Raw genomic sequence first — 14,887 nt, 5'->3', positions numbered from 1 at the left:
GGGATTATAGATGAAACTTACAGTAGCACAAAAGATTATAAAAAATCATTTAGTGACTGGTGAACTTATAAAAGGGACAGAAATAGGCTTAAGAATAGACCAAACATTGACTCAAGATTCAACAGGAACAATGGCTTATCTACAATTTGAAGCTATGGACGTAGATAGAGTTAAAACTAAAAGATCAGTTGCTTATATAGATCATAATATGTTACAAGCTGGTCCAGAAAATGCTGATGACCATTTATATATACAAACTGTAGCTAAAAAGCACGGAATTTACTTTTCAAAACCAGGTAATGGAATATGCCATCAAGTGCATTTAGAGCGATTTGGAGTGCCAGGCCAAACATTAGTTGGTTCTGATAGTCATACACCAACTGGTGGTGGAATAGGAATGTTAGCTATAGGAGCTGGTGGATTAGATGTTGCAGTAGCAATGGCTGGTGGAGAATACTATATAACAATGCCTTCTATAGTAAAAGTTGAGTTAAAAGGAAAATTAAAACCAGGAGTATCAGCAAAAGACATAATATTAGAAGTGTTAAGAAGATGTACAGTAAAAGGTGGAGTAAATAAAATATTTGAATACTGTGGAGAAGGAATAAAATATTTAACAGTGCCAGATAGAGCTACAATAACTAACATGGGAGCTGAATTAGGAGCAACTACATCAATATTCCCATCAGATGAAGTTACTCATGAATTCTTAAAAGCTCAAGGTAGAGAGGAAGACTTCACAGAAATAAAAGCTGATGAAGATGCAGTATATGATGAAGAGATAATTATTAATCTTGATGAATTAGAGGCATTAGTTGCTTGTCCTCATAGTCCTGATAACGTAGTGCCAGTGTCTGAAGTTAAAGGAAGAAAAGTAAATCAAATTGCTATAGGAAGTTGTACTAACTCATCATATATGGATATGATGAAAGTTGCAGAAATACTAGATGGAAAAACAGTATCAGAACATGTTTCATTAGTAATCTCTCCAGGATCAAAACAAGTATTAAATATGCTTGCAGAAAACGGAGCTTTAGCTAAATTAGTTTCAGCTGGTGCAAGAATATTAGAATGCGGTTGTGGTCCATGTATAGGTATGGGTCAGGCACCAAGTACAGATGCTGTTTCATTAAGAACATTTAACAGAAACTTCAAAGGAAGATCAGGGACTGTTTCAGCAGATGTTTACCTTGTAAGTCCTGAAGTTGCGGCGGTTTCAGCTATAACAGGATATATAGAAGATCCAAGTGAGCATATAACAAGCTTTGATATAGCAATGCCACAAAAGTTCTTAATTAATGATAATTTAGTTGTTAATCCTGATGAACCTAATAACGATATTGAAGTAGTAAGAGGACCAAATATAAAACCATTCCCTAAAGGAGATTCTTTGGGAGATAAAGTAAATGGAAAAGTTTTAATAAAAGTTGAAGACAATATAACTACTGATCATATAATGCCATCAAATGCTAAACTGTTACCATTTAGATCAAATATACCTTATTTATCAGACTATTGTTTAGCACCTTGTGATCCAGAGTTTCCAAAGAGAGCTAAAGAGCTTGGCGGCGGAATAATAGTAGGTGGGTCTAACTATGGTCAAGGATCAAGTCGTGAACATGCTGCGTTAGTACCATTATATTTAGGTATAAAAGCAGTAATAGCGAAATCATTTGCTAGAATACACAGACAAAACTTAATTAATAATGGTATTATACCTTTAGTATTTGAAAATGAGAATGACTATGATGATATAGATGTTTTAGATGAATTAGTAATTGAAAATGCTACAGATCAAATAAAAACTGATAAAGTAGTTGTTAAGAATATAAATAAAAATAAAGAATATAATTTAGTTTTAGATATTACTGATAGACAGAGAAATATGTTAGAAGCTGGTGGACTTCTAAATATGATAAAATTAAGTGCTAAATAAAATAAATTATTTTATTAGAAGCTAAAATTTGTCTAGGAAAATATATTAATATAAAATTTGAGTGTATAATATTAATGCTTTGACCATGAAGTTAGTGTGAATACCTAAAAAATGTGGTATAATTTCGAAACTAAACTCATAGGGTAAAAGAACTAAACAAAGATTTAAAGTAAATTTAGCTAAAGGATATAGATAAGCAAGTTCGTAAATGAACTTGGTTATCTATATTTATATATGCTGAATATGCAATTCTTGAAAGGGAGATTAAAATGGATATTAGAAGTAAGATTGCAGACGCAAATAAAATAGTAATTAAAGTTGGTACTTCCACATTAACTCATGAAAATGGAAAACTAAATTTAAATAGAATCGAGAAGCTTGCAAGGGTATTATCAGATTTAAATAATCAAGGAAAACAAGTTATTTTAGTTTCATCTGGAGCTATTGCAGTCGGAGTACAGAAATTAGGACTTCAAAGACGATCAGTGACTCTGCCTCAAAAACAAGCGTCTGCATCTGTTGGTCAGACAATGTTAATGAAAATATATCAAAAATTCTTTGAAGAGTATAATCAAGTTGTTTCTCAGATTCTTATTACAAAAGATGTAATGGATTATAAGGATAGAAAAGAAAATGCTCAAAACACATTTAATACACTTTTAGAAATGGGAATAATACCTATTGTAAACGAAAATGATACAATATCTACATTTGAAATCCAATTTGGAGATAATGATACTTTATCAGCTATGGTAGCAGCTTTAGTACAAGCAGATCTTTTAATATTACTTTCTGATATAGATGGATTATTTACATCAGATCCTAGAATGGACTCTTCTGCTGAAATTATTTCTCTTGTAAAAGAAATTGACTCTGAAATAGATAGTATAGCATCAGGAAGTGGATCGGAATTAGGGACAGGTGGAATGATTACTAAGATATCAGCTGCTAGAATAGGATATACATATGGAATAGATACTATAATAGCAAATGGTGAAGATCCTAAAATTATATATAAGATTCTAAAAGGTGAAAAAATAGGAACTTTATTTTTAGCTCCTAATAATTTATAAAGTATTGATATATATGTATAAAATATGATAGTATTTAAAAAATTGAATTAATATAGGCGGTGGAGAAATGAGCAGTGTAGTTGTTATGGGGGAAAAAGCAAAGAAAGTAAGTTATTCTTTAGCAAAATTATCTACAATTGAAAAAAATGAAGCATTAATAAAAGCTTCTAATGCGATTTTAGATAATAAGGAAGAAATAATTAAAGCAAATGAAATAGACCTAAAAGAAGCTAGAGAAAAAGGAATAAAAGGTGCTTTATTAGACAGACTAGCTTTAAATGAAGATCGTATAAATTCAATGGCCGAAGGGTTGAAGGATATAGCCTTATTAGATGATCCTATAGGAGAAGTAATATCAATGAAAAAGAGAGCTAATGGATTAGTTATAGGACAGAAAAGAGTTCCATTAGGTGTAATTGGTATAATATATGAAGCAAGACCAAATGTAACAGTAGACGGATTTGGGCTTTGTTTAAAAACTGGAAATGCTGTTATATTAAAAGGTGGTAAAGAGGCTATTAATTCAAATAGAGCAATAATAAGCATAATTCAGAAAGCTATAGAAGAATGTGGTATATCTAAAGATGCAGTTCAATTAATAGAAGATACTAGTAGAGAATCAACAATTGAATTAATGAAATTAAATAAATATTTAGACGTTCTTATACCAAGAGGAGGAGCCGGACTTATAAAATCTGTTGTAGAAAATAGTACTGTACCAGTTATTGAGACAGGTGCTGGTAATTGTCATATATACGTTGATAATGATGCAGATATTGATATGGCAGTATCTATTGTAACTAATGCAAAAACAACTAGACCTGGAGTTTGTAATTCAGCAGAGAAACTATTAATTCATAAAGATATAGTTGAAAAAGCTATAAAGCCAATATATGAAAGTTTAAAAGAAAAAAATGTGGAAGTTCGTGGAGATGAAATTGTCAGAAAATTAGTTCCAGAAATATTACAAGCTACTGAAGAAGATTGGAAAGAGGAGTATTTAGATTATATAATAGCTGTAAAAACAGTTAACTCAATAGATGAAGCTATTGAACATATTAATGAGTATAGTACAAAACATTCAGAAGCAATTATAACGAATAATTATTTTAATTCTCAAAGATTTTTAGATGAAGTTGATTCAGCAGCAGTATATGTAAATGCATCTACAAGATTTACAGACGGTTCAGAGTTTGGATTTGGGGCTGAAATAGGTATAAGTACTCAAAAACTTCACGCAAGAGGACCAATGGGTCTAAAAGAATTAACATCCACAAAATATATAATTTATGGTAATGGTCAAAGCAGGAATTAAACAATTTTTTCCATAGAAAGAGAGGAGATCGAATGAAAAAATTTAAGAGAATTTTAGTTGCAAATAGAGGGGAAATCGCAATAAGAATATTTAGGGCATGTAATGAATTAGGAATCAGAACAGTTGCTATATATTCAAATGAGGATAAGAATTCTTTGTTTAGAACAAAAGCGGATGAATCATATCTTATAGGAGAAAATAAAGGACCTGTTGAAGCTTATTTAAACATTGATGAAATAATAAAACTTGCTGTTAAAAAGGGTGTTGATGCTATTCATCCAGGATATGGATTCTTATCGGAAAATACTGAGTTTGCAAGAAAATGTGAAGAAGCAGGTATCGAGTTTATAGGGCCTACTCATGAAATGATGGATAAATTAGGGGATAAAATAAAGTCTAAAATAGTTGCAAATAGCGTTGGAGTTCCAACTATACCTGGTATAGAAAAACCTGTTACAACAGAAGAAGAAGCTTTTAAAAGTGCAAGACACTGTGGATATCCTGTTATATTAAAAGCTTCAGCTGGTGGTGGCGGAAGAGGTATGAGAATTGTAAGAGAAGAAAAGGATCTTATATCTGAGTTCCATAGCGCTAGAAATGAAGCTAAGAAGGCTTTTGGTATAGAAGATGTTTTTATAGAGAAATATATAGAAAAACCTAAACACATTGAGGTTCAAATTCTTGGAGATAAACATGGAAACATTGTTCATTTATTTGAAAGAGATTGTTCTATACAAAGAAGACATCAAAAAGTTATAGAGTTTACACCAGCATTATCTATAACAGAAGAACAAAGACAAGCAATGTGTTCAGATGCTGTAAAAATTGCCAAAGCTGTTAACTATAGAAATGCAGGTACAATAGAATTTTTACTAGATATGCATGGTAATCACTATTTCATAGAGATGAATCCAAGAATTCAGGTTGAACATACTATAACAGAAATGGTTACAGGAATAGACCTAGTTCAAAATCAAATACTAGTAGCTCAAGGGTGTAGACTTGACTCTGATGAAATAGGAATAAAATCTCAAGATGATATTAAACCACGTGGATACTCCATTCAGTGTAGAGTAACTACAGAGGATCCTTTAAATAATTTTGCACCTGATACAGGAACGATAGACTTATATAGAACAGGATCAGGACTAGGAGTAAGACTTGATGGAGGTAATGGATTTACAGGATCAGTTATAACGCCTTATTATGATAGTCTTTTAGTTAAGATGATATCCTATGGAAGAACTTTTGAAGATGCAATAAGAAAAGTTAAAAGATCTTTAAGAGAAACAAAAATAAGAGGAGTTAAAACTAACATTCCATTTTTAATAAATGTATTAAATCATAAGGAATTTAGAGAAGGAAAATGTGATACAGGATTTATATCTGAAAATCCAGAGTTATTTAAATTCACTACAAAAGAAGATATAGAACTTAGAGTTTTAAAATATATAGGTGAAAAAGCTGTAAATGAAAATAAAGGAAATATTAAACAGTTTGATGTTCCTATAATTCCTAAAGTACAGGTTCCTGAGAATTTATACGGAACAAAACAAATCTTAGATGAAAAAGGTCCAGATGGATTAGTAGAATGGATTAAAAATAATAAGAGACTTTTACTAACAGATACTACAATGAGAGATGCTCATCAATCGTTAATGGCAACTAGAATGAGAACTGTAGATATGACTAAAATCGCGAAGTCTACATCTGTCTTAGCCAAAGATTTATTTTCATTAGAGATGTGGGGAGGAGCTACATTTGATGTTGCTTATAGATTCTTAAAAGAATCACCTTGGGATAGATTAGAGTTTCTTAGAAAGAAAATACCTAATATATTATTCCAAATGCTTATCAGAGGTGCTAATGGAGTAGGATATAAAAACTATCCAGATAATGTTATAAGAGAATTTATAAAACAATCATCTGAAAGTGGTATAGATGTATTTAGAATATTTGACTCATTGAACTGGTTAAAGGGTATGGAAGTAGCTATAGATGAAGTACTAAAGTCAGGAAAAGTTGCAGAAGCATGTATTTGTTATACAGGAGATATACTAGATGATAGTAGAGATAAGTATACTCTAGATTACTACGTAAAGACTGCAAAAGAAATTGAAAAAATGGGCGCGCATATACTTGCTATAAAAGATATGTCATCATTATTGAAACCACATGCAGCATTTAAATTAGTTAAAGCTTTAAAAGAAGAAATAGGAATACCTGTTCATTTCCATACTCATGATACTAGTGGAAATGGGGTTGCATCTATATTAATGGCTGCAGAAGCTGGAGTAGATATAGTAGATACTGCATTTAATAGTATGTCAGGGTTAACAAGTCAGCCAGCATTAAACTCTGTAGTTGCTGCTTTAGAAAATACAAGAAGAAGTACAGGATTAAATGTAGATGATCTTCAAAAAATATCAGATTATTGGAGTTCTGTAAGACCAATCTATGAGCAATTTGAATCAGAATTGAAATCAGGTACAGCTGAAATATATAAATATGAAATACCTGGTGGACAATATTCGAATCTTAAACCTCAAGTTGAAAGTTTTGGATTAGGCCATAGATTTGAAGATGTTAAGGAAATGTATAAAATAGTAAATGAAATGTTTGGAGATATAGTAAAAGTAACTCCTTCATCTAAAGTTGTAGGGGATATGGCTATATTTATGGTACAAAATGATTTAACTCCAGAAAATATATATGAAAAAGCTAAAGATATGTCTTTCCCTGATTCAGTAGTTTCATACTTTAAAGGTATGATGGGGCAACCTATAGGAGGATTCCCTGAAGAATTACAAAAGCTTGTATTAAAAGGTGAAGAACCTATAACTTGTAGACCTGGTGAACTACTAGAACCAGAAGACTTTGATAAAATTAAGGAACATTTGAAAGTAGAACATGGAATAGAACCAACTACTAAAGATGCTTTAGCATATGCATTATATCCTAAGGTATTTGAAGAATATGTAGAATATATCAAAGAAAACGGAGACTTTAGTAGAATGGGAAGTGCAGTATACTTCCATGGTATAACTGAAGGAGAAACATGTGAGGTAGAGATTGAAGAAGGTAAGATATTAATTATTAAACTTCTTGAAATAGGTAGATTAGATAAAGAAGGAAATAGAACTTTATATTTTGAAGTTAATGACTCAAGAAGGGCAATAAAGATAAAAGATAAAGCTAGTAATAATATAGGTAAGGAAACTGCATTAGTTGAAACAGCTGACCCAGATAATAAACTTCATGTAGGAGCTAGCATTCCAGGTACTGTTACAAAGATATTAGTAAATCAAGGAGATACTGTTAAAGAAAATCAAACAGTAGCTATAATTGAAGCTATGAAGATGGAAACAAATATAGCAGCATCTACAGATGGAACAGTAGAGGTAATTAGGGTTAAAGAAGGTCAATATGTAAATGTAGGAGAATTATTAATAAGATTAAAATAATATAAATTGTAAAGGAGCCTTTTTAAAAAGGCTCCTTTTTTGTACTTTTTAGCAGCTGCAGAATAAAACAACTAATAGTAAAAAGAAGAATAGTAAACTACTATCAATACCACCACAACCAGATTGTTTTACTTTACTCATACCTATTCCTCCTTAATATTTAGTATATAACTTGGTTGCAAAAGAGCAACTAAGTACAGTTACATAGTCATGACTTATATTATTATCTAATAAACACAACTAATAGAAAAAATAATGAATTGTAACTAATTCTTAATTTACTAAATGATTTTTATAAAATATTTTTTAAAAATATTTTATAGTTTAAGTTAAGATTAAGTTGCTTTATTTCTAATATATAGTATGTTGTTTAAATGTAATGGTGCTAATAAAAAAATAATATACTTCAAAAAAATATTGCAAAATATAATAAAAATATGATACCTTAAAAGTAATGAAGAATTTGTTAACTAATAATAGAAATTAAGGATAATGTATAAGAAGATTGCCAAAACTATAATTCAAAAACTATTATTACAAACAAATTAACATCAAATAATAATCACGTCTTAATAAAATAATCATATTTTTTCAATTAATGTAATCTTATAAAAGTAATGTAACAAGATAATTCGTAAATATTATCTTAATAAACTAAAAAACAAGGTGGTGGTGATTTGGAGCGGATGATGATTCTACTCCCGATTGTTTTTCCGGTAGTTACTTCATTAGTTATATATTTTTTAAAAGATGAGAATAAAAAGAAAAGAAACGTTTTCCTAACAATCTCTTCGTTAATAAGCATACTATTTTCTATATTAGTTCTAAAGTATGGGAACAATACGGAACTTGATTTATTCAAGATTAATAATTTTTTTCACTTTTATTTAAGAATTGATAAATTAGGATTATTATTTTCAATGTTAGTGTCTGTGTTATGTGCATTTTCTACATTTTACTCTATAGAGTATATGTCACATGAAGGTAGAGAAAAAAGATGCTTTATATTACTAACAATAACTCTAGGAGTAACAATAGGCATAGCATTTTCTGGTAATCTTTTTACATTCTATGTATTTTATGAATTGTTAACTTTAATTACCTTTATGTTAATAACTCATAGGAAGGATAAAAAATCATTTGAAAGTGGTAAGAAATACTTAATATATTCTATATTAGGATCAATATTTATCGTTATTAGTATGATTATGATATATAACATAACTAGAAACCTAGAATTTATAGAATATGGTGTTTTTAATAATATATATTCTTATAGTAAAAATAAGTTATTATTTATGTTTTTAATTATGTTCCTAGGATTTGGTGTAAAAACTGCAATAGTACCTTTTCATTCATGGATTTTAAACATAATTTCAGCACCTACACCTATTAGTTCTATATTGGATGCAGTAATTATAGTAAAAACAGGAGTTTTTGCACTTATTAGAATAAGTTACTTTATTTTTGGCAGTGAGGTTATAAAATACACAGATGGAAGTTTCTATATAAGTATCTTAATTGGTATAACTATTTTGTTAGGATCTTTATTGGCACTTCACTATGATGATCTAAAGAAAAGATTAGTATACTCTACTGTTAGCCAACTAGGATATATATTATTAGGTATAGTTTTGTTAAATGAAAAAGCGCTAGTAGGTGGACTTCTACATTTAATAAATCACGCTATATTAAAGATAATACTTTTCTTTTGCGTTGGTGTGATATATTATCAAACAGGGAAAAAAAGCATTAAAGAGATTGAAGGAATAGGCAGAGAAATGCCTATAACTATGTGGTGCTTTGGTATAGCAGCAATATCACTTGTTGGAATACCTCCTACAAATGGATTTGTTAGTAAATGGTATCTAGGCTTAGGAGGATTGGCTGGAAATAAAGTTTTTTTTGTAGGGATTATATTAATAAGTGGTTTTTTAACTGCAACATATCTATTACCTATAATAGTTAAAGCATTCTTTGTAAAAAGTAATAAAGCTATTGATAAAATTGATGAAGTAGAAAAAGTGAAGGAAGCACCTATGAGAGTAGTGATACCCATAGTTATGTTAACTGGAATAGCTGTATTTTTAGGATTGTTTCCTAATATAATATTAGGATTTATAGAAGATATAGTGAAAGGGATAGTATAGATAATATGAAAAATAATTTGATTAGAGAGGATGGTGTATGTGGTATATAAAATACTCCTTATAAGTATTATATTAATACCTATATTTGGAACTATAGTAGGGTTACTATTAGGACGAAAGAACGAAAAATATAGAAATATTTTCAATATATTAACTTGTGGAATTGAACTTTTAATAGTTTCAGCTTTATATAAACCAGTTTTTTCTGGAGGAATAGAATTTGTATATCCTAATATAATGGCTACAGGACTATATTTAAAACTAGACCCTCTAAGATACATATTTGTTTGGATGACTATATTTGCTTGGTTTTTAACACTAATATACTCTACTCAGTATCTTATAAAATATAAAAATAGAAATAGATATTATTCATTTTTTATGTTGACATTATCAAGTACTTTAGGAGTATTTTTGTCAGAAAATATTTTAAATTTATTTACATTCTTTGAACTAATGTCATTTACATCTTATGCTCTTATTATTCATGATGAAGAGGAATATTCTCATGGAGCTGGAAGAGCATATATTATAATGGCAGTTACTGGTAGTTTGATACTTCTTATGGGCTTACTTTTGTTATTTGATTATACAGGAAGCTTAAACATAAGTGAATTAGGATACAAACTGAGAAGTTTGGGAGGAATAAAATATTTAATTTCTTGGTTAATCATATTTGGTTTTGGTGTAAAATCTGCTATGTTCCCTTTACATTCTTGGCTTCCAAAAGCCCACCCTGCAGCACCTACACCTGCAAGTGCTGTATTATCAGGAATATTAATAAAAACAGGAATTTTTGGTATTCTTATTACTGTAGGAGAGTTAATGGAAGGCGATGTATTATTCTCTGCTATAATAGGGGTGCTAGGACTTGTTAATATGGTTCTAGGTGGTTTTTTAGCTATGTTTCAAACAAATGTAAAAAAGATATTGGCTTATAGCAGTATGAGTCAATCTGGTTATTTAATATTTGCTATAGGGCTTATGGGAATATTAAATGAAGAAGGTGGAGTAGCTATACAAGGCACACTTTATCATGCAGTAAGTCATGCTATGTTTAAAGTATTATTATTTTTGAGTATAGGGATTATATACATGGTGTTACATGAATTAGATATAAACAAAATAAGGGGATTTGGAAAACATAAGAAGACTTTAAAAATTGTATTTCTTATTGGTCTACTCTCTAGTATAGGATTTCCTGGATTTAATGGATTTGTAAGCAAAACACTTATACATGATGCTTTATCAAAAGCTCATATTATGTATAATAGTAGCTTGTTTTCAGTGATAGAGGTATTGTTTACTTTAAGTAGTAGTTTTACTGTTGCATATATGCTGAAAATATTTGTTACTGTATTTTTAGAGAAAAATGAACATTTTACAGGACAATATAAGAAATATATAAAGAAAAGAGCTATAATCCCCCTGATAATATTAGGTGTCTTTTGTATATATACAGGATTAAATCCTAAGTTTTTGATAAATATAATAAATCCTTCTTTGGATATTCTAAATGTAACAGGTGTATACGTATATTCAAAAATATATACTTTTAAAAATATTAATTCTTCTATAACTAGTATTTTTATAGGAATTTTGATATATACACTATTCATAAAAAAATATTTAAGAAAAGAAGAGGACGGTAAGCTTATTTATAAAAATCCTACATTGAATTGGTTTAAAATAGATGAAAATATATATATTCCGATATTCCTATTTGTATATAGAACTAGTTTGAAAATATTTAAATATATAGATAAATGCATGGTTACGGTATTTAGAAATATAAGAAAAGAGTATTTTAGGGAAAAATGAAAAATATCGTCAAAGATTAAAAAGCTTATAGACAGTAAAACTTATAATGAAAGAATAAAGTTTTAAAAGTTTAGTGTTTATAAGCTTTTTTATTTTAAAAAAGAAAATATTATTATATAATTATTAAGTAATATTAGAAAATAAAATAATAAAAAATTTGCAATCTTATGACATATTATTGTATAATAACTCTTAATATAATTAAATAGTTAATCGCTCGTATATCCTTGGTAATATGGTCCAAAAGTATCTACCGGGTCACCGAAAATGATCTGACTACGTGCTTCAAGAAATAATAGTTTATAATCTATATTATATATTTTATAATATTATGTATTTTTTGAGCACCCCTTACCTAGTATATATTAGGCAAGGGGTTTTATTTTATAAAAAATAGGAGGTATAAAGATGGAATTATTAAAAGAGAAAATATTAAAAGAAGGAACAGTAGGGGAATCAGGAATATTAAAGGTCGATAGCTTTTTAAATCATCAACTTGATATACAATTTTTAAATGAAATAGGTAAAGAATTCAAGGAATTATTTTCGGATAAAAAAATTACAAAGATATTAACAATAGAGGCATCTGGAATAGCTATAGCTAGTATTGCAGCTCAATACTTTAATGTACCAGTTGTATTTGCTAAAAAAACAGAATCTAAAAATCTAGATAAAGAAACGTATGATAGTGATGTCTATTCTTTTACAAAAGGTAAAACTTATAAAATAAAAGTTTCAAAAAAATATATACAAGCTAACGACAAAGTCCTCATATTAGATGATTTCTTAGCTAATGGATATGCAGCATTAGGACTTATAAATATAGTAGAAAAAGCAGGTGGAAGTGTAGAAGGTGTAGGAATAGTGATAGAAAAAGGATTTCAAGAAGGTGGAAAACGATTAAGAGAATCAGGAGTTAATTTAAAGTCTCTTGTTACAATAGAATCTTTAGAAAATAATACGATTAAATTTAAATAAAAAAAGTATACTCATATATAAACTTTCATAACTTTAGAATAATCATAAAAAACCAAAGAATATTAGATGATAAATATTATTGAATTAAGTGCATAATAATTATATAATGATTGTGCGTGTATAAATGGCATTATAATAAAATAGTATATTATGCATCATATTTATGCTATTACAATTAAAAGTTATGCAAGTGAGGGATTAGAATGATTCTAGATTGGAAAAGCATACTCATTCCTTATGAACAAGCTGTTGAGGAATTAAAAGTGAAATTCAAAAGTATAAGAAATGAGTACAGAAAAATGAATGAGTATTCTCCAATAGAATTTGTTACAGGAAGGGTAAAAGAGATATCTAGTATTTTAGAAAAATCACGAAAAAGAAATATTCCCTTAGATAAGATAGAAGAAGAGATGGAAGACATTGCTGGAATTCGTATAATGTGTCAGCTTGTAGACGACATAGATAGAGTTGTTCAGCTTATAAGAGATAGGGATGGGAAAGATTTAAAGATAGTTTTAGAAAAGGATTATATAACAGATATAAAAGAAAGTGGATATAGAAGCTATCATATTATAATAAAATATTGGGTACAGACGGCTATGGGGGAAAAAGAAATTTTAGCAGAGATACAAATAAGAACTTTAGCAATGAATTTTTGGGCTACTATAGAGCATTCATTAAATTATAAGTTTAAACAGAATATTCCTAATGATATAAAAGCAAGACTTAAAAATGCTGCAGAAGCTGCTTTTTTACTTGATAAGGAGATGTCAGAAATAAGGGATGAAATTACAGATGCACAAGAAATGTTTAAACGCACATCTTATATAGTTGCTGAAATAATATCTAAGATGCAAAAAATTTACTTTTTAACCCAAAGTAAAGAAAACATAAATGAAATTCAAAAAAAGTTTTGGGAACTTAGGGAAAATGGAGACTATGATGAACTAAAGAAATTTAATGATGAACTAGATTTATATTTTAAATAAAAAGAGCAGATTGGATAATTTACCAACCTGCTTTTTATTTAAATAAATTACCATCCTCTTTCTGCATACTTAGTAGAAATATCTTTTAAATCGAGCCCTGACATTGGTTCACCTAAATCTTCTGATATTTCAGCAAGTGATTTAGGATCATTAAAATGTTTAGCTGCAAGAACTATAGCTTTTGCTCTTTTTTCAGGATTTCCTGATCTAAAAATACCTGAACCTACGAAGACTCCTTCTGATCCTAGTTGTAGCATAAGAGCCGCATCTGATGGAGTAGCAACTCCACCAGCTGCAAAGTTTAATACAGGCAATTTTCCCTCATTCCAGACATATTCTATTAGTTCATATGGTGCACCCATTTCTTTTGCTATGGTCATTAATTCTTCTTTTGGAGAATTTTTTACTTTTCTTATGTCATCCATCATTTGTCTCATATGAGTTACAGCTTCAACTATATTTCCAGTTCCGGCCTCTCCTTTAGTTCTAATCATTTTAGCACCCTCGCCAATTCGTCTAAGTGCTTCACCTAGATTTCTTGCTCCGCAAACATATGGTGTCTTAAAACTCCATTTATCTATATGAAATGTTTCATCTGCAGGTGTTAGAACTTCACTTTCATCTATAAAATCAACTTCTATAGCCTCAAGTATTTGGGATTCAACAAAATGTCCTATTCTTACCTTCGCCATAACAGGTATAGATACAGTTGATATTATTTCTTTTATCATTTTAGGATCAGACATTCTAGAAACTCCACCTTCTTTTCTTATGTCAGAAGGAACCCTTTCAAGAGCCATAACAGCGCAAGCACCTGCTTTTTCAGCAATTTCTGCTTCTTGTGGATTAGTAACGTCCATTATAACTCCACCTTTTAATTGGTTATAAATATTTTGATTAAGTTTAAATTTTTCCATTCTATAGTCCTCCTATATCGTTCTAATTTAATGCTGTTACATTATATTAAGTTAAATTTTTGAAAAAAAGTATGGGTACAATAAAGGAAAATAAATAAATTAAGTAGATACAATAATTATAATGTATGGGTATAAAAAAACAATAGTTAAAGATAAACAAAAATAAGTATAAAAATAAAGAAAAATATGTAAAAAAGATACAAAATAAAAGAGTGCATGAAAATTGAAACGATACAATATTCAT

9 protein-coding genes and 1 riboswitch are annotated in these 14,887 nt (G+C 29.1%); of the genes, 8 read left to right on the top strand and 1 reads right to left on the bottom strand.

All coding sequences use genetic code 11. The features are described from left to right. Positions 1 to 10: 10 nt before the first annotated feature. The 8 genes from CLPU_RS00855 to yjbM all read left to right on the top strand — a co-directional run bounded on the left by CLPU_RS00855 (position 11) and on the right by yjbM (position 13,726). On the top strand, positions 11 to 1,936 hold the full coding sequence (locus CLPU_RS00855) for an aconitate hydratase (RefSeq protein WP_050353744.1): 1,926 nt from the start codon (positions 11 to 13) through the stop codon (positions 1,934 to 1,936). 269 nt (positions 1,937 to 2,205) lie between these two features. Continuing rightward, a complete protein-coding gene (gene proB, locus CLPU_RS00850; protein WP_050353743.1) occupies positions 2,206 to 3,009 on the top strand; it encodes a glutamate 5-kinase in 804 nt (267 codons plus the stop codon). Between the two features lie 67 nt (positions 3,010 to 3,076). Beyond that, on the top strand, positions 3,077 to 4,324 hold the full coding sequence (locus tag CLPU_RS00845) for a glutamate-5-semialdehyde dehydrogenase (RefSeq protein ID WP_050353742.1): 1,248 nt from the start codon (positions 3,077 to 3,079) through the stop codon (positions 4,322 to 4,324). 32 nt (positions 4,325 to 4,356) lie between these two features. Beyond that, a complete protein-coding gene (locus CLPU_RS00840; RefSeq protein ID WP_050353741.1) occupies positions 4,357 to 7,788 on the top strand; it encodes a pyruvate carboxylase in 3,432 nt (1,143 codons plus the stop codon). A 686-nt stretch (positions 7,789 to 8,474) separates the two neighbouring features. Next, positions 8,475 to 9,938, top strand: a complete 1,464-nt coding sequence (locus CLPU_RS00835; protein WP_235436082.1) for a proton-conducting transporter transmembrane domain-containing protein — start codon at positions 8,475 to 8,477, stop codon at positions 9,936 to 9,938. A 39-nt stretch (positions 9,939 to 9,977) separates the two neighbouring features. Then, complete coding sequence (locus CLPU_RS00830; protein WP_050353739.1) at positions 9,978 to 11,759, top strand: complex I subunit 5 family protein; 1,782 nt, start codon at positions 9,978 to 9,980, stop codon at positions 11,757 to 11,759. Positions 11,760 to 11,956: 197 nt separating this feature from the next. Continuing rightward, positions 11,957 to 12,058: riboswitch (purine riboswitch) on the top strand. A gap of 109 nt (positions 12,059 to 12,167) precedes the next feature. Next, positions 12,168 to 12,737, top strand: a complete 570-nt coding sequence (locus tag CLPU_RS00825) for a xanthine phosphoribosyltransferase (protein WP_050353738.1) — start codon at positions 12,168 to 12,170, stop codon at positions 12,735 to 12,737. 203 nt (positions 12,738 to 12,940) lie between these two features. Beyond that, on the top strand, positions 12,941 to 13,726 hold the full coding sequence (gene yjbM / locus CLPU_RS00820) for a GTP diphosphokinase (RefSeq protein WP_050353737.1): 786 nt from the start codon (positions 12,941 to 12,943) through the stop codon (positions 13,724 to 13,726). Between the two features lie 47 nt (positions 13,727 to 13,773). Here the strand turns inward: yjbM and pdxS are convergent, their stop codons facing one another. After that, entirely contained in the window at positions 13,774 to 14,643 is an 870-nt protein-coding gene (gene pdxS / locus CLPU_RS00815) for a pyridoxal 5'-phosphate synthase lyase subunit PdxS (RefSeq protein WP_050353736.1), read from the bottom strand. Between the last annotated feature and the right edge of the window lie 244 nt (positions 14,644 to 14,887).

It is taken from the genome of Gottschalkia purinilytica, from assembly GCF_001190785.1.
Lineage (GTDB): Bacteria > Bacillota > Clostridia > Tissierellales > Gottschalkiaceae > Gottschalkia_A > Gottschalkia_A purinilytica.
The sequence above is the reverse complement of the archived record's forward strand: the minus strand, read 5'-3'. Positions and strand labels throughout refer to the sequence as shown.

Excerpts from the sequence above, each read along its gene's own strand:
- CLPU_RS00845 (WP_050353742.1), top strand. The coding sequence starts at position 3,077 with ATGAGCAGTGTAGTTGTTATGGGGGAAAAAGCAAAGAAAGTAAGTTAT.
- yjbM (WP_050353737.1), top strand. The coding sequence starts at position 12,941 with ATGATTCTAGATTGGAAAAGCATACTCATTCCTTATGAACAAGCTGTT.
- CLPU_RS00855 (WP_050353744.1), top strand. The coding sequence starts at position 11 with ATGAAACTTACAGTAGCACAAAAGATTATAAAAAATCATTTAGTGACT.
- CLPU_RS00840 (WP_050353741.1), top strand. The coding sequence starts at position 4,357 with ATGAAAAAATTTAAGAGAATTTTAGTTGCAAATAGAGGGGAAATCGCA.
- proB (WP_050353743.1), top strand. The coding sequence starts at position 2,206 with ATGGATATTAGAAGTAAGATTGCAGACGCAAATAAAATAGTAATTAAA.
- CLPU_RS00835 (WP_235436082.1), top strand. The coding sequence starts at position 8,475 with ATGATGATTCTACTCCCGATTGTTTTTCCGGTAGTTACTTCATTAGTT.
- CLPU_RS00825 (WP_050353738.1), top strand. The coding sequence starts at position 12,168 with ATGGAATTATTAAAAGAGAAAATATTAAAAGAAGGAACAGTAGGGGAA.
- pdxS (WP_050353736.1), bottom strand. The coding sequence starts at position 14,643 with ATGGAAAAATTTAAACTTAATCAAAATATTTATAACCAATTAAAAGGT.